We start from the raw sequence: 16247 nt of genomic DNA on the forward strand, positions 1-16247 counted from the left end.
CCGGGGCGGCGCAGCTCTCAGCGCGGGCTGCGCCGCCCCGGCGGGAACCGCCTCGCGGGCACGGACCGCGCGGCTGCGGGCGGTGTCCACCCGCCCGTGCACCAAGTGGCACAGCGAAGCCGGACGAGCCGCTCTCTCAGAAGGCCCCGAGGGCGCGCAGGTTGCGGACCGCCTCGCGGCCGGCGCGGTTCGCCCCGACCGTGGACGCGCTCGGCCCGTAGCCGACCAGCTGGATCCGCGGGTCCGCCACGACCCGGGTGCCGTCCATCACGATCCCGCCGCCGGGGGCGCGCAGGCCGAGCGGCGCCAGATGGTCGAGCGAGGCCCGGAAGCCGGTGCACCACAGCAGGGTGCGCGCCCCGACCTGCGCGGGTCCCCCGACCCAGCCGTCGCCGGGGTCGTCGGGCGAGTCCCACTCGACGCCGTCGGCCGTGATCCGGTCGAACATCGGGCGCGCTCGCAGCACGCCGGCGTCGATCCCGGCCCGGTACGCGGGCGTCAGCGGCAGGCCGGTCACGCTCACGATGCTCTGCGGCGGCAGCCCGGCGCGCGTGCGCTGGTCCACCTGGGCGACGGCGTCCCTGCCCACCTCGGGTGTGAACTCCTCGTCGCGCCACTGCGGGGGGCGGCGGGTGACCCACGTGGTCGTCGTGACGCGCGCCAGCAGGAGGGCCAGCTGCACCGCCGAGGTGCCGCCGCCGATGACCACGACGTGGCCGTCGGCGAGCTCCTCCGGCGTCCGGAAGTCGTGCGAGTGCAGCTGCCGGCCCCGGAACCCGCCGCGCCCCGGGTAGGCGGGCCAGAACGGCTTCTGCCAGGTGCCGGACGCGTTGATCAGCCCACGCGCCCGCCAGTCGAGCACCTCGTCGGGCCGCTCGACGCTCCGCGACCGGACCAGGAGCCGGTCCTGCGACGACTCCACGCGCTCGACGCGGACGGGCCGCTGCACGTGCAGCTCGAAGGCCTCCTCGTACTGCGCGAAGTAGTACGGCACCGCGCGGGCGGCCGGCTCCGCGGGGTCGGCCGCCACGAGCGGCATGCCGGGCAGGTCGTGCACGCCGTGCGCGTCCGCCATGGTGAGCGCGGGCCACCGGTGCTGCCACGCGCCGCCGGCCTGAGGCGCATCGTCCAGCACGACGAAGGTCGCCGGTGCGTCCTGCCAGCCGCGCTCGCCCACCGCCACGAGCCCCGCACGGCGCAGGTGGTAGGCCGCCGCGAGGCCCGCCTGACCGGCACCGATCACTGCGACGGTGACGTCCACCGGCGCCGCTCCCCCGGCGGACGGCGTCGCGCGCCTCGACCGGCGGGTGTCCGGCGGCTGGTCGTCGAGCGTCGGGGCGGTTCGGGAGTCGTCCATCGCCCGACAAGGTACCCCGGCGACCGCCGGGGAACGTCGAACCGGGCTGCGTCGTGGTGGGATGGGCCCATGCTCGACGACGCGTCCGCGCAGGTCACCATCCGCACCACCCGCGGTCCCCTCGATGCCGCCGACGCCGCTGCGGTCCGCGCGCTGGCGGACCGGGCCGCGGCGGCGGACGGTGTCGCACCGCTGTCGGAGCAGCCGCTGCTGTGGTTGAGCGAGCCCGAGGCGCCCGTCGTGCACCTGTCAGCGATCCGCGACGACGCCCTGGTGGGGTACGCCCAGCTGGACGTCGGCTCGCAGGCGGCCACGAGGGCGGAGCTGGTGGTCGACCCCGGCCACCGCCGGCTGGGGGTCGGCCGGGCCCTGCTGGCCGGGGCCTTCACGGAGACGGCGACCGTCCCCGGGCGCGCGCTGCGGGTCTGGGCGCACGGTGACCTGCCGGCGGCACGGCGGTTCGCGCAGGACAGGGGCATGCCCGTGGTGCGCGAGCTGCTGCAGATGCGGCTGGACCTGGCGGCCCGACCGACGACTGCGCCGACCCTGCCCGCGGGGGTGCAGGTGCGGCAGTTCGAGCCGGGCCGCGACGAGGACGCGTGGCGCCGGGTGAACTCGCGCGCGTTCGCCCACCACCCCGAGCAGGGCCGGATGACGTCGGCGGACCTGCGCGCGCGGGAGTCGGAGCCGTGGTTCGACCCGGCGGGCTTCCTGCTGGCCGAGCGGGACGGGATCCTGCTCGGTTCGGTGTGGACCAAGGTGCACCCCGCGGGCGAGCACGGTCCCGAGCCGGTCGGCGAGATCTACGTCGTGGGCGTCGATCCCGACGCCCAGGGCCTCGGTCTGGGGCGCGCGCTGACCGCGCTCGGCCTCGACCACCTGGCCGCGCGAGGGCTGAGCGCGGCCATCCTCTACACCGACGCGGACAACACGGTCGCGGTGCACACCTACGAGAGCGCCGGCTTCGTGCGCTCCGCCGTCGACGTCATGTTCGGTTCGAATACCCCGAGCTCCGCTGCGGGTGTCACGATGGGAGCATGACGGACGCCACCGCCCTCGACCCGTCCCTGGCAGCGCACATCGCGGAGCACATCGCCCAGAGCGACCTCGTCGCGCCCGTCGAGGTCACGGTGCCGCTGCCGGCCGACCGTTTCCTCGACCGCGAGCTCTCCTGGCTCGCGTTCAACCAGCGCGTGCTGGAGCTGGCCGAGGACACCGACATGCCCCTGCTGGAGCGGGTCCGGTTCCTGGCCATCTTCGCGTCGAACCTCGACGAGTTCTTCATGGTGCGGGTGGCCGGGCTCAAGCGACGCATCGCCACCGGGATCGCCGTCACGGCCGCCTCCGGCCGGTCGCCGCGGCAGGTCCTCGAGGCCATCAGCGACGAGGCGCACCGGCTCATGGCCCGCCACGCCACGGTCTTCGCCGAGCAGGTGCAGCCCGCGCTCGCCCACGAGGGCATCACGCTCGTCCGCTGGGACGAGCTGGGCGAGAGCGAGCAGGACCGGCTGCGCAAGTTCTTCCGCCGGCAGATCTTCCCGGTGCTCACGCCGCTCGCCGTGGATCCGGCGCACCCCTTCCCGTACATCTCCGGGCTCTCGCTCAACCTGGCGGTCGTGGTCACCAACCCCACCACCGGCAAGGAGCACTTCGCCCGCGTCAAGGTGCCACCGCTGCTGCCCCGGTTCATCGCCGTGGACGCGTCGGGCCGCCCGAGCGCTCCCGACATGCAGGCCGCGTCGCCCGACAAGGGGCCCATGTCCTTCGTGCCGGTCGAGGACGTGATCTCCGAGCACCTGGAGCAGCTCTTCCCCGGCATGGTCGTCCAGGAGCACCACACGTTCCGGGTGACCCGCAACGAGGACGTGGAGGTCGAGGAGGACGACGCCGAGAACCTCCTCAAGGCGATGGAGAAGGAGCTGCTGCGCCGTCGTTTCGGTCCGCCGGTCCGCCTGGAGATCGCGGACGGCATCAGCCCGCGGATCCGCAGCCTGCTCATCCGCGAGCTCGACGTCGCAGAGGACGAGGTCTACCAGCTGCCGGCGCCGCTGGACGCGACCGGGCTCAACCTCATCGCGGACCTGGACCGGCCGTCCCTGCAGTTCCCGCGGTTCATCGCCTCGACGCCCCGCCAGCTGGCGGAGGTGGAGAGCGCGACGCCGGCCGACATGTTCGCCAAGATCCGCGAGCGGGACATCCTGCTGCACCACCCGTACGACTCGTTCTCGACCTCGGTGCAGACGTTCCTGCAGCAGGCGGCGGCCGACCCTCAGGTGCTGGCCATCAAGCAGACGCTGTACCGCACGTCCGGCGACTCGCCCATCGTCGACGCGCTGATCGACGCCGCCGAGGCGGGCAAGCAGGTGCTGGCCCTCGTCGAGATCAAGGCGCGGTTCGACGAGCAGAACAACATCTCCTGGGCACGCAAGCTCGAGCAGGCCGGTGTGCACGTCGTCTACGGCATCGTCGGCCTCAAGACGCACTGCAAGCTGTCGCTGGTGGTCCGCCAGGAGTCCGACGGGCTGCGCCGCTACTGCCACATCGGCACGGGCAACTACAACCCCAAGACCGCCCGGCTGTACACCGACCACGGGCTGCTCACCAGCGACCCCGAGGTGGGGCAGGACCTCACGCGCCTGTTCAACCAGCTGTCGGGGTACGCCCCCAAGTCGCGCTTCCACCGGCTGCTCGTCGCCCCCCGCTCGGTGCGCACAGGGCTCATCGAGCGCATCGACCGCGAGGCGGACGCCGCCCGCACCGGCCAGCCGGCGTGGATCAAGATCAAGGTCAACTCGATGGTCGACGAGGCCACCATCGACGCGCTCTACCGCGCGTCGCGGGCCGGCGTCCCGATCGACATGGTGGTGCGGGGCATCTGCGCGCTGCGGCCCGGGGTGCCGGGCCTGTCCGAGACCATCCGGGTGCGCTCCATCCTCGGCAGGTTCCTCGAGCACTCACGCATCTTCGCCTTCGCCAACTCGACGCCGCCGAGCGACGCCGGCTTCGAGGGCCCCGAGGTCTACATCGGCTCCGCGGACCTCATGCACCGCAACCTCGACCGACGCGTCGAGGCGCTGGTCCGGATCGCCGACCCCGACCAGGTCAAGGAGCTCATCGAGCTGCTCGACGAGTCGACGGACGACGGCACGGCGTCGTGGCACCTCGACCAGGACGGGCTGTGGCACCGGCATCACGTCGGCCCCGACGGCCCCCTCGTCGACCTCCAGGCCACGCTGATCGCCCGGCAGCGTCGCCGGCCGGGCCCCCGGTGACCCCTGCCCACGAACCGGTCGTCGTGGAGGCGGCCGGGGCCCTCGTGTGGCGCGTCCGGCTCGACCGGCTGCAGGTCGTGCTCGTGCACCGACCCCGCTACGACGACTGGTCCTGGCCCAAGGGCAAGGTCGACCCGGGCGAGACGATCCTCGCCGCGGCCACGCGCGAGGTGGCCGAGGAGACCGGTCACGACGTGGTGCTCGGCATACCCCTGCCCGGGCTGGAGTACGCGTTGTCCGACGGCCGGCGCAAACGTGTGCACTACTGGGCCGCCCAGGTGGCCGGCCGCCCCGACGCGGCCGCGCTGCGCGCTCGTCCGCCCGTCCCCCCGGCGTCGACGAAGGAGATCGACCGGCTCCGGTGGTTCGACGTCGGGACGGCCGCCAAGCGGCTGACCCGCGACGACGACCGCGGGCCCCTGGCCGAGCTGGTCGAGGCCTACGAGAAGGGCCGGCTGGACACGCGGGCGCTCCTGGTCGCCCGGCACGGCACCGCGCGCCGCCGCGCGGACTGGAAGGGCAGCGAGCTGGACCGCCCCCTGACGGCGCAGGGCGAGCGGCAGGCCCGGGCGCTCGTGTCGGTGCTGTCCACGTTCGGCGTCGCCCGCGTGGTCACGAGCGCCTGGGCGCGCTGCGTGAGCACGGTGGCGCCGTACGCGAACGCCGCCCAGATCACGCCCGAGGTCCTGCCGGTGCTGACCGAGGCGGAGCACTCCTCGTCACCCGCGCGGGTGGCCGCCGAGGTGCTGACGCTGCTCGAGCAGACGGGCGACGCGGTGCTGTGCACCCACCGGCCGGTGCTGCCCACCGTGGTCGACGTGCTCGCCCAGCACGCGCGGCGCCCGATCGCGGACGCACTGCCGTCGACGGACCCGTTCCTGCACCCTGCCCAGGTGCTGGTGGCGCACGTCGCTCAGACGGCGAAGGGCCCGCGCGTGGTGGCCGTCGAGACGCACCGCCCCGCAGAGAGCTGACGGTCGCGCAGAGGGCTGGCCGTCGCGCGGACCTGCACCTAGGCGAGGATCGGGTTGAGGATCCAGTAGACGCAGGCCGCCACCAGGGCGGCCATCGGGATCGTCAGCACCCACGCCACACCGATGTTCCCGGCGACGCCCCAGCGCACCGCGGACAGGCGCTTGGTGGCGCCCACGCCCATGATCGCGGACGTGATGGTGTGCGTGGTCGAGATGGGCGCGTGCAGCAGGTACGCGCTGGCGTAGAGCACCGACGCGGCGACCGACTCGGCGACGAAGCCGCGGGCCGGGTCGAGCTCGATGATCTTGCGCCCGAGCGTGCGCATGATGCGCCAGCCGCCCGCGTACGTGCCGGCCGAGATCGCGCCGGCCGCGGCGAGCTTGACCCACAGCGGGATGCCGTCGCCCTGCGTGTAGAAGCCGCCCGCGACGAGGGCGAGCATGATGACGCCCATCGTCTTCTGCGCGTCCTGCAGGCCGTGGCCGAGCGCCATCGCGGCCGCGGAGGCGGTCTGCGCGAGGCGGAAGCGCCGCATGGTCCGCGCGGGGGCGCTGTTACGGACCAGCCAGAGCACGCCGACCATCAGGGCGAACGCGAGCGAGAACCCGACGAGGGGCGACAGGATCATCGGGATGACGACCTTGTCCAGGATCGCGTCCCAGTGCACGGTGACGCCGGAGGCGATGCCGACACCGGTCAGGCCGCCGATGAGTGCGTGCGTCGAGGACGAGGGCAGGCCGAGCCACCAGGTGATCAGGTTCCACGTGATTGCCCCGATCAACCCGGAGAGCACGATGACCAGGGCCTCCTGGGAGCCCACCGACCCGATGCTGACGATGTCCTCGGCGATGGTGGTCGCCACCTGGGTGCCCAGCAGGGCGCCGACCAGGTTGAAGACCGCCGCCATGATGAGCGCGGCACGGGGCGTCAGCGCGCGGGTCGAGACCGAGGTCGCGATCGCGTTGGCCGCGTCGTGGAAACCGTTGGTGTAGTCGAACCCGAGCGCGAAGGCGACGACGATGATGACGAGCGCGAGTTCCACCGCGCTCAGGACTCCTTGAGCGCGATGGTCTCGACGGTGTTCGCCACCTTCTCGAAGGCGTCAGCGGCATCCTCGAGCTTCTCGACGATCTCCTTGACCTTCATCAGCTGGATCGGGTCGGTGACCTCGTCGAACAGCTGCGCCAAGAGCTTGCGGTGGATCTTGTCGGCCTGGTTCTCCAGGCGGTTGATCTCGACCCAGTACTCGGACAGCGAGTCCATGGAGCGCAGCCGCGGCATGGCCTCGGCGGTCAGCTCGGCGGCGCGCTGCAGCACCTGGACCTGGTCCGACACCCGCGGCGGGAGCGCGTCGACCTTGTACAGGACGATGAGGTCCGCGGCCTCCTCCATGAAGTCCATGCAGTCGTCCAGGCCCGAGGCCAGCGTGTAGATGTCGTCCCGGTCGAACGGGGTGACGAACGTCTGGTTGAGGCGCCGCATGATCGAGTGCGTCGCGTCGTCGGCGGCGTGCTCGGCGTCGGCGATCCGCTTGCCGATCTCCTTGCGGGTGGAGCGGTCGGCCCCGAGCATCTCGCCGAGCAGGTTCGCGCCGGTGACGAGATGGATCGCCTGAGCGGCGAAGAGGTCGAAGAACGTGGTGTCGCGCGGGGTGAGGCGCAGGCGCACAGCGGGCTCCGGAGAAGGGGGGGAAGGGCGGGATCAGGCTAGGACACCGTCGGTCGAATGCCTAACGCGTGGAGTCGCGCCGACGCCACCATGGTGCCACCCCGGTGAACGACGCCGGACCGCGGAGCGCCTCTCGGCGCGGGGCCGCTCGAAGCGGCTTGAGATGGAGCCCGGGGCTACCGCGGCCCGACGTCGCCGCTCATCGTACGCCGCCCGCACGCACGGACGCAGCCACCACCATCGTGCGGCGTGAGCACGTTCCCCCGACGTGCGCGTTCACCGCGCAGGGCCCGGGTGGGCGTGGGCGACGTCACTCCAGGCGACCGGCCCGCCACAGGGCCGCGGCGTGCTCCAGCTCCTCCGCAGTGCGCACGAGCGACGACGCCGCCCGGGTCAGCTTGACGGCGCCACCGGGGTCGGCGTCGTCCAGGTGGTCCGCGTCGAAGGCGGCACCCACGGCGAGCACCCGGCTGAACGCCGCCGCACGCTCGAGGGCGACGTCCAGGTCCCCCGTGTAGACCCCCGACAGGACCGCGTCGGCCACCGCCAGGACGTCCGCCGGTCCGGGTGCGTCCGCGACGCCCGCGACGACGTCGTGCACGGGGGCGGCGGCGACGCCGAGCCGGTACCGGTCGGCCACGGTCGTCGGGTCGCGCCGCACCCACTCGCGCAGCACGTACAGCCGCCACAGCGCCCCGGGGAGGCTGTCGGCCGGGCTCTCCGACCACAGCGCCGCGACGACGTCGAGGCCCTCGCGCTCGACCAGGGACACCAGTCGGGCCACGACCTCCGGGTCCGTGTTCGCCCTCCCCTGGTGCACCAGGGCGGCTGCGGTCGTGTGCGCGGCCTCGTTGCGCATCGCCGGGTCGTAGCCGCCCGGGATCTCGTCCGCCTGCGCGGGATCCATCATGGCGGGCCGCCGCGGCCTCCTCGGCTCGCTGCCTCTCGCGTCCATCGGACGATCGTGCCAGGGACGTCTCCGACATGCGCGGTCACCCGGTCGGGGCCAAGGTGGGATGACCGCCCCGGGAACGGCCCGGGGCCCCACGGAGGTGCAGGCCATGTCCCACGCGTCAGGGTCGCCGCAGGGGGCGACGGGAGGGTCGGCCGCCCCGCCGAGCCCGTACAAGAACAAGGCGATCGGCCTCGCGGTCGCCGCCGCCGTCGGTGGCTTCCTGTTCGGGTTCGACAGCTCGGTCATCAACGGCGCCGTCGACGCCGTCCAGGGCAACTTCGACATCGGCGCCACGCTGACCGGCTTCGTCGTCGCCGTCGCCCTGCTCGGGTGCGCCTTCGGTGCGTGGCTGGGCGGCAAGCTCGCGGACCGCTGGGGCCGCACCCGGGTGATGTTCCTCGGCTCGGTCCTCTTCTTCGTCTCCTCCATCCTGTCGGGTCTCGCGTTCAGCGCCTGGGACCTGGCGCTGTGGCGGGTGCTCGCCGGCGTGGGCATCGGCATCGCGTCGGTCATCGCACCCGCGTACATCGCGGAGATCGCGCCCGCGGCGATGCGTGGGCGGCTGGGGTCGCTCCAGCAGCTCGCGATCACGCTCGGTATCTTCGCGGCGCTCCTGTCGGACCAGATCCTGGCGACGGTCGCGGGTGGTGCGGCCCAGGAGCTGTGGCTCGGGCTCGAGGCCTGGCGGTGGATGTTCATCGTCGCCGTGGTGCCCGCCGCCGTGTACGGCATCCTCGCGCTGCGCATCCCGGAGTCGCCCCGCTACCTCATCGCCGCGGGCAAGCGCGAGGCCGCGAAGAAGGTCCTGGCCACGACGCTCCCCCAGGGGGATGACGTCGAGGCGTACATCGTGCAGATCGAGCGGACGATCGAGACCGACAAGAAGCTCGAGTCGCAGGCGAGCCTCAAGGGTCCGCGGTTCGGCCTGCTCCCGGTGGTGTGGATCGGGATCCTGCTGTCCGTCTTCCAGCAGTTCGTCGGGATCAACGTGATCTTCTACTACTCGACGACGCTGTGGCAGGCCGTCGGGTTCGAGGAGAGCCAGTCGTTCATGGTCTCCACCATCACGTCCGTCACCAACGTGCTGGTGACGTTCATCGCGATCGCCCTGATCGACAAGGTCGGGCGCCGGCCGCTGCTGCTCACCGGTTCCGCGGGCATGGCGGTCACGCTCGGCATCATGGCCGTCGCGTTCACGCAGTCGTCTGGCACAGGTGAGGACCTGCGGCTCGACGGGTCGTGGGGCGTGATCGCCCTGGTCGCGGCCAACCTGTTCGTCGTGTTCTTCGGCGCCACGTGGGGTCCGCTGGTCTGGGTGCTGCTGGGTGAGATGTTCCCCAACCGCATCCGCGCGGCGGCCCTCGGTGTGGCCGCGGCCGCGCAGTGGATCGCGAACTTCCTCATCACGATCTCGTTCCCGCCCATGCTCGAGGCGTTCGGCGCGTCCATCCCGTACCTGATGTACGCGATCTTCGCCGCACTCTCCTTCTTCTTCACGCTCTGGAAGGTTCCCGAGACCCGGGGCGTCGAGCTCGAGGACATGGAGGGTGTCAAGGTGGACCGCCACCGACGCGGCACCGCCGACGCCACCTGACACGACCCTCCGTACGCGGCCGGGCACCCACGTGCCCGGCCGCGTCGCTGTCCCGGGAACAATCCAGGACGTAAGTTGCTTGCAGCAAGCACAGACTTTATGCTTGCACTCGGCAACAAAAGGAGTCCCCATGTCGTCCGAGGCACCCGCCCTCGCCCTGCTGCGCGCCGTCGAGGAGTTCAGCCGCACGCTGCGCGAGACCTCCGGTGTCGTGGCCCGTGACGTCGGGCGCTCGCGGGGTGCCGTCTCGATCGTCCGCATCCTCGAGCGCCACGGATCGCTCCAGGTGAGCGACATCGCGCACGCCCTGCGCGTCGACATCTCCGTGGCCAGCCGTCAGGTCAGCCAGCTGGTCGATGACGGGCTGGTCGAGCGTGCGGTCGACGACGCGGACCGGCGAGCCCGCTCCATCCGGCTCTCCCCCGCGGGCCGTGACCTGGCGCTCGAGATCGCCGCGGCGTACGCCCGGCGCGCCACCGAGGTGTTCGCCGACTGGTCGGCCGACGACCTGCTCCACGCGACCGCGACGCTGCAGCGGATCTCCGCGACCGTCGCCCCGCTGGCACCCGCCGCCACCGACGTGCTCACCCCCGCCTGACCAGAACCTGAACCTGCCCGACCTGCCGACGACGCCGGGTCTCCCCCGCCAGCACCACGAGAGCGAGACCATGTCCACGCCAGTTCCCACCAGCACCGCCGAGCCCAGGACGGGCATGACCCACCGCGAGGTCCTCGAGGCCCTCTCGGGCATCCTGCTCGGGATGTTCGTCTCGATCCTCGCGACGAGCGTCGTGTCGTCGTCGCTGCCGCGCATCATCGCCGACCTCGGCGGCACGCAGTCCGCCTTCACCTGGGTCGTCACGGCGACCCTGCTCACCACCACCATCTCGACACCGATCTGGGGCAAGCTCTCCGACCTCGTCGACCGCAAGCTGCTCATCCAGCTCGCGCTCGCCATCTCCGTGGTCTCCTCCGCGCTGGCCGGTCTGGCGCACGACAGCGGCATGCTCATCGGCATGCGCGCCCTGCAGGGCATCGGCGCCGGCGGTCTGACCGCGCTCGGCACGGTCCTCATCGCCGACATCATCAGCCCGCGCGAGCGCGGCAAGTACATGGGCCTCATGGGGGCCGTCATGGGCGTCGCCATGGTCGGCGGCCCGCTGCTCGGCGGGGTCATCACTGACAGCGTGGGCTGGCGGTGGAACTTCTTCGTCGGGCTGCCGATCGCGGTGGCGGCGATCATCGTCCTGCAGCGCACGCTGCGCCTGCCCGCCCGGAAGTCGCGCAAGGTGAAGATCGACTACGCGGGCGCCACGCTGCTCTCCGTCGGGATCGCGACCCTGCTGCTGTGGATCACGTTCGCCGGCACCTCGTTCCCGTGGGCGTCCTGGCAGACGGCCGCCATGGTCGGTGGCTCGGCCCTGGCCCTGGCCGTCGCGGTCTGGGTCGAGAGCCGCGCGAGCGAGCCGATGATCCCCCTGCACCTGTTCAAGAACCGCACGCTGGTGCTCTCGGTCGTCGCGAGCATCGCCGTCGGCATCGCGCTGTTCGGCACCTCGGTGTTCCTCAGCCAGTACATGCAGCTGGCGCGCGGCAAGACGCCGACGGAGTCCGGGCTGCTGACGATCCCGCAGATCGTGGGCATGCTGGTGGCCTCGACCGTCTCCGGACGCATCATCAGCCGCACCGGCAAGTACCGCCGGTTCATGATAGTCGGTGCCGTCCTGCTCACCGCGGGACTGGGCCTCATGGGCACCATCCACTTCGACACCTCGTTCCTCCTGATCTCCCTCTACATGGTGATCATCGGCTCGGGCGTCGGGATGCTCATGCAGAACCTCGTGCTCGCCGTGCAGAACACGCTGGACGTGCGGGAGGTGGGGTCCGGGACGTCCACCGTCGCGTTCTTCCGCACCCTGGGCGGTGCGCTCGGGGTGTCGGCGCTCGGCGTCGTCCTCTCGCACCAGGTCACCGACCTGGTGGCGCGCGGCCTCGGCTCGCTGGGCATCGACCCGTCCGTGGTCGGCGCCAGCGGGGCGATCCCCGACCTGGCGACGCTCCCCCCGGAGGTGCGGGTCGTCGTCGAGCAGGCCTTCGGCAACACCGTCGCGGACCTCTTCCTGCTCGCCGCGCCGGTCGCGCTCATCTCGCTGATCGCCGTGCTGTTCCTCAAGGAGGTGCCGCTCGGCACCCGCTCGGGGATCGAGCAGCTGCTGGAGCGCGAGGCCGAGATGCTCGCCCCCGCAACCGCCGACGACTCCAACGCGGCGGACGCTGCGGACGCGCCCGTCAGTGAGCGGGGTGCGCGAGGGTGAAGGCGGCGAGGTCGTCGTTGAGCCGCCCCAGCTGGGTGGCCAGCGCCGACACCTCGCCCTCGCTCCACGCCCCCAGCGCACGGTTCAGGTACGCCCGGCGCGCCTGCTGGGCCGCCTCGAAGCGGCGCTTCCCCTCGTCGGTGAGCTCGAGCAGCTGACCGCGGTAGTCGTCGGGGTCCGGCTGCCGCGCCACCAGCCCGGTGGTGCCCAGCCTGGCGAGCTGGCGCGACATCGTGCCGCGCCCGACGCCGATCGTGGCCGCGAGGTCGCTGGCTCGCACGCCCGGTGTGACGGCGATCAGCGCCAGCAGCGCATACGCGGAGGGCTCGAGGTCCGGGTGCACGTCCTTGGCGATGGACGTCGACGACGCCTGAGCGCGCCGGAGAAGGAGGCCGAGCTCGCGCTCGAGCTGTCGGAACAAGTCATCATCGACCACGTGCGCACGTCCTGACGGAAGCCGTAGAGATCGCCCCGCACGGTCCGAACGGGTGGGGGCTTGTCAGCAGACCACCGGCGACGCGGAGGTGTCAACACCCTGGGCGCCAGTGGGTCATCAGTGGGACATCAGTGGGACCAGGTGGCCCGCTGGCGGGCGACGTGGGCGACGGCGGCGATGCGCGCAGGGTCCAACCGCACCGGCATCGCGCGGAAGACGGACTGGACGTCCTGCCGGGTGATGGCGAACGCGTCGTGCTCCGGGACCACCGTGCGGACCTCGAGATCGCCGTGCACCACCACCACACCGCGGACGGTGATGGCCGCGCAGGCCGCCGCGAGCAGGGCGCCCTGGACCCGGGTGGCCTCGAGCCGCGCGTCGCGCAGGTAGGACATCGACCGCCCGTCGACCTCGAGGGTGCGCCCCTCGACGACGACGCGCTGCCCGGGGTGGCGGTGCTCGGAGAGCGTGAAGATGCCGGCCGGGCCGACCAGCAGGTGCTCGACCAGGCTGCCCTGGCGGCCGAGCGGCACGTCGTGCACCACCTGCCACCCCTCGTCGCACAGCCGCTCGAGCCGCGTCCGCACCGAGCTGCCGCGCTCGCGGCGGAGGGCGTCCAGGTCGATCGTGTCCCAGTCCTCCCCGCCGAGCCACGCCTGCAGCGCCGCCTCGTCGCGGGGGTCGAGGGCACCGACGCCGGGCTCCGGCAGGCTCAGCGCCAGCTCGGGGACGTCCGCGCGCAGGTACGCCTGGGCCGCCCGGCGCAGACCGCCCTCGAGGAGCGGGTCGTCGACGTCGATCTCACCGGACTGGAGGTCCACGGACCCCACGCGCGCGCCGGTCTCCTGCGTGACATACAGGCGATCGGCGCCGTACCGCCGCCACCGCCGCACCGTCAGGAGACCTTCCACGGGTGCATTATCGGCACGCGGACCCCCCGACTTCACTCCTGTCGACCATGTGGACGTCACTCGGTCGTGCGAGGTCCGTTCAGGCGTCGGGCTCGAAGGTCAGACTCACCGAGTTCATGCAGAACCGGTCGCCCGTCGGGGTCTGCGGGGCGTCGTCGAACACGTGCCCGAGGTGCGAGCCGCACCGTGCGCAGCGGACCTCGGTGCGGACCATGCCGAGGCTGCGGTCGGTGATCAGCTCCACGCGGTCACCCGCGAGCGGGGAGAAGAAGCTGGGCCAGCCGCAGTGCGAGTCGAACTTGGTGTCGGACCGGAACAGCTCGTTGCGGCACGCCCGGCAGCGGTACACGCCGGCGCGCGTCTCGTCGAGCAGCTCACCGGTCCACGGCCGCTCGGTGCCGGCGCGGCGCAGCACGGCGAACTCCTGGGGCTCCAGCTCCAGGGCCCACTGCTCGTCGGACTTGGTCACGTCGTAGGTCATTCGGATCCTCCTGGATGTGCGATGGCGTCCGGTGCAACCGCCGCGGGGCCGGGGACGTTCCCGACGCGCCAGAACCGCCGCGCCCGGAATGTCGCTCCGGGACGGGCGTTCGCCCTAGTCTCGGCTCAGCGCCGGCCCCTCCTGGCCGGCGCTCGCCGAGCCCGTGAGGTCCGCGTGCCCAGAGCCACCCGACGCCGCTGGCCGCTGACCCGGTCGTTCGCCGTCATCAGCGTCGCCGCCATGGCGGTGCTCGGGTGTGCGCTCGTCGCCGTGACCTGGAGCGTCATGGGGCAGCAGTCGGAGCGCGACGGGACCGCATCCGCGCAGACGGTCACGGCCTACGCGACGGCCGTCGTCCCCACCGAGTCGTTCCTCCTGCCCGACGCGCTCGACCCGGAGCAGAAGGACGCCGTGCGCGCCGCCACCGCCGGCTTCGGGCCGCAGCTGGTCGAGCTGCGCCTGTGGGCCCTCGACGGCTCCATGATCTACAGCTCGGCCGAGCGCACCGAGACGGGGTTCCCCGACGGGGACCGACTGGACCTGGTGACCACCGGCGGCGACCCGAGCGCGCGCGTGCAGACCGACGTGCGCGGCTCGGCGGACGGCTCCGAGGGTGGGACCGAGCGGCGCGTGCTCGACGTCTACGTCCCCGTGGCGGTGGACGGCCAGATCGTCGGCGCGGCCGAGGTCATGCTCGACCACACCGCCGCGGGTGCCGCGCTCGCGCAGGGGGTGCGCACGGTGTCCCTGGTGGTGGCGCTCGGGATGTTCCTGCTGTGGCTGGTGCTGTTCCGGACGGTGTGGACGGCGTCCCGCAGGCTGCAGGCGACCGCGCTCGAGAACGCCAGGCTTGCGCTGCTCGACTCGCTCACCGGCCTGCCGAACCGCCGGATGCTGGCCGAGCGGATGCGCCGCACGATCCTCGAGGCGCAGGAGACCGGCTCCCGCGTCGGCCTCATGCTGCTGGACATCGACCGGTTCAAGGACATCAACGACTCGCTCGGTCACGACCGTGGGGACGAGCTGCTCGAGCAGGTCGCGGAGCGGCTGCGGGGCGCGCTGCGCGGCGAGGACATCGTCGCGCGGCTGGGCGGCGACGAGTTCGCGATCCTGCTGCCCGACGTGCGCTCGGTGGCCAACGCCGAGCGGCTCGCGCGGCGGGTGCGCGCGCTGTTCGTGCCGCCCTTCCTGCTCGGCGAGCTGCCCCTGCACGTGGACACGTCGGTCGGCGTCGCGTGCCTGCCCGACCATGCCGCCGACCCGTCGTCCCTCATGCGCACCGCGGACGTGGCGATGTACGCGGCCAAGCACCACCGCACCGGCGTCTCGGTGTACTCGGCGGACGAGGACGACTCGTCGCCCGCCCGTCTGGTGCTCCTGGGTGACCTGCACCGCGCACTGACGCCCGCAGCCGGGGCGGCGCGCGAGCTGCGGATGCACTACCAGCCCAAGATCGAGCTCGCGACGGGGCAGACCGTGGGGCTCGAGGCGCTCATGCGCTGGGTGCACCCCACGCGCGGGGTCCTGCCGCCCGCCACCTTCATCCCGCTGGCCGAGCAGTCGGGCCTCATCCACGACGTCACGCGGTACGCCCTCAGCGAGTGCGTCACGCAGCTGGCCGCCTGGCGGGTCGAGGGCCGGGCGACGCCCGTGGCCGTCAACCTCTCCGCGCACGACGTCACGACCCTCGCCGTGGTGGACCTCATCGAGGCGCTGCTCGAGGAGCACGGGGTGCCCGCCGACCTGCTCGAGGTCGAGATCACGGAGACCGCGCTGGTGGCCGACCCGTCGCGGGTGGTGCCCGTGCTGGAGCGGCTGGGTGCGCTGGGCATCCGGGTGGCCATCGACGACTTCGGGATCGGCAACACGTCGATCTCGCAGCTGCGCGACCTGCCCGTGGACGAGCTGAAGATCGACCGCCTGTTCGTCGCCGACCTGGGCGCGCAGGAGCGCGAGGGGTCCGAGGTGGTGGTCCAGGCGATGGTCGACCTCGCGCACTCCTTCGACCTGCGCGTGGTCGCCGAGGGCGTCGAGGACGAGCCGACCGCCGCGATCCTGCGGCGGCTCGGCGTCGACCAGGCCCAGGGCTTCCTGTACTCGCAGGCCGTGCCGGCGCACGACCTGGGGCTCACGCAGTCGGTGCCCCGGCCCCGGCGGCGCGGCGCGCGGGTCGGCGTCGCGGTCGCCCGGCCCCGGACGAGCACGACACGCCACACGCGTCCACCCAGGTCACCAGGCACAGAACGCCCGAACGGATGAGTATCGTGCGTTTCGCTCAAGTCC

Annotated in this window: 14 protein-coding genes; 7 read left to right on the forward strand and 7 right to left on the reverse strand. The window is 72.6% G+C overall.

The window, feature by feature from the left end:
* Nucleotides 1-136: 136 nt before the first annotated feature.
* A complete protein-coding gene (locus KG102_RS14200; RefSeq protein ID WP_208212485.1) occupies nt 137-1357 on the reverse strand; it encodes an NAD(P)-binding domain-containing protein in 1221 nt (406 codons plus the stop codon).
* A 69-nt stretch (nt 1358-1426) separates the two neighbouring features.
* On the opposite strand from KG102_RS14200, the gene mshD reads away from it, so the two are divergent.
* The 3 genes from mshD to KG102_RS14215 are packed head-to-tail and all read left to right on the forward strand — an operon-like array spanning nt 1427 to nt 5603.
* Nucleotides 1427-2398 carry a mycothiol synthase gene (mshD, locus tag KG102_RS14205; RefSeq protein ID WP_208288316.1) on the forward strand — a complete coding sequence of 324 codons (972 nt, stop codon included), beginning with the start codon at nt 1427-1429 and terminating at the stop codon, nt 2396-2398.
* Nucleotides 2395-4629 (forward strand): RNA degradosome polyphosphate kinase, encoded by a 2235-nt coding sequence (locus KG102_RS14210; RefSeq protein WP_208212489.1) that lies wholly within the window; start codon nt 2395-2397, stop codon nt 4627-4629. Before mshD ends, KG102_RS14210 begins: the two co-directional genes overlap by 4 nt.
* A complete protein-coding gene (locus KG102_RS14215; protein WP_208212491.1) occupies nt 4626-5603 on the forward strand; it encodes an NUDIX hydrolase in 978 nt (325 codons plus the stop codon). The genes KG102_RS14210 and KG102_RS14215 overlap by 4 nt, the downstream gene beginning before the upstream one ends.
* A gap of 38 nt (nt 5604-5641) precedes the next feature.
* On the opposite strand, the gene KG102_RS14220 is transcribed toward KG102_RS14215, so the two are convergent.
* From KG102_RS14220 to KG102_RS14230, 3 genes are all read right to left on the reverse strand, one after another.
* Nucleotides 5642-6646, reverse strand: a complete 1005-nt coding sequence (locus tag KG102_RS14220) for an inorganic phosphate transporter (RefSeq protein WP_208212493.1) — start codon at nt 6644-6646, stop codon at nt 5642-5644.
* A gap of 5 nt (nt 6647-6651) precedes the next feature.
* Complete coding sequence (locus tag KG102_RS14225) at nt 6652-7272, reverse strand: DUF47 domain-containing protein (protein ID WP_208212496.1); 621 nt, start codon at nt 7270-7272, stop codon at nt 6652-6654.
* Between the two features lie 310 nt (nt 7273-7582).
* A complete protein-coding gene (locus KG102_RS14230) occupies nt 7583-8182 on the reverse strand; it encodes a hypothetical protein (RefSeq protein WP_208212693.1) in 600 nt (199 codons plus the stop codon).
* A 151-nt stretch (nt 8183-8333) separates the two neighbouring features.
* Here KG102_RS14230 and KG102_RS14235 point away from each other — a divergent pair, with 151 nt between their 5' ends.
* The 3 genes from KG102_RS14235 to KG102_RS14245 all read left to right on the forward strand — a co-directional run bounded on the left by KG102_RS14235 (nt 8334) and on the right by KG102_RS14245 (nt 12136).
* On the forward strand, nt 8334-9821 hold the full coding sequence (locus KG102_RS14235) for a sugar porter family MFS transporter (protein WP_208212498.1): 1488 nt from the start codon (nt 8334-8336) through the stop codon (nt 9819-9821).
* 130 nt (nt 9822-9951) lie between these two features.
* The gene (locus tag KG102_RS14240) at nt 9952-10419 is read left to right on the forward strand and encodes a MarR family winged helix-turn-helix transcriptional regulator (protein WP_208288315.1); all 468 of its coding nucleotides are present in this window, start codon (nt 9952-9954) and stop codon (nt 10417-10419) included.
* 115 nt (nt 10420-10534) lie between these two features.
* Entirely contained in the window at nt 10535-12136 is a 1602-nt protein-coding gene (locus KG102_RS14245) for an MDR family MFS transporter (RefSeq protein ID WP_307802831.1), read from the forward strand.
* Here the strand turns inward: KG102_RS14245 and KG102_RS14250 are convergent.
* The 3 genes from KG102_RS14250 to msrB all read right to left on the reverse strand — a co-directional run bounded on the left by KG102_RS14250 (nt 12111) and on the right by msrB (nt 13964).
* Nucleotides 12111-12572 carry a MarR family winged helix-turn-helix transcriptional regulator gene (locus tag KG102_RS14250; RefSeq protein WP_208212504.1) on the reverse strand — a complete coding sequence of 154 codons (462 nt, stop codon included), beginning with the start codon at nt 12570-12572 and terminating at the stop codon, nt 12111-12113. The genes KG102_RS14245 and KG102_RS14250 overlap by 26 nt on opposite strands.
* A gap of 128 nt (nt 12573-12700) precedes the next feature.
* Nucleotides 12701-13483: an NERD domain-containing protein gene (locus KG102_RS14255; RefSeq protein WP_208212506.1), complete on the reverse strand. Its 783-nt coding sequence runs from the start codon at nt 13481-13483 to the stop codon at nt 12701-12703.
* A 79-nt stretch (nt 13484-13562) separates the two neighbouring features.
* Complete coding sequence (gene msrB, locus KG102_RS14260) at nt 13563-13964, reverse strand: peptide-methionine (R)-S-oxide reductase MsrB (protein ID WP_208212509.1); 402 nt, start codon at nt 13962-13964, stop codon at nt 13563-13565.
* A 174-nt stretch (nt 13965-14138) separates the two neighbouring features.
* Here msrB and KG102_RS14265 point away from each other — a divergent pair, with 174 nt between their 5' ends.
* Nucleotides 14139-16223, forward strand: a complete 2085-nt coding sequence (locus KG102_RS14265; protein ID WP_249667336.1) for a putative bifunctional diguanylate cyclase/phosphodiesterase — start codon at nt 14139-14141, stop codon at nt 16221-16223.
* The last annotated feature ends 24 nt before the right edge of the window (nt 16224-16247 follow it).

This window comes from Cellulomonas fengjieae (assembly GCF_018388465.1).
GTDB lineage: Bacteria > Actinomycetota > Actinomycetes > Actinomycetales > Cellulomonadaceae > Cellulomonas > Cellulomonas fengjieae.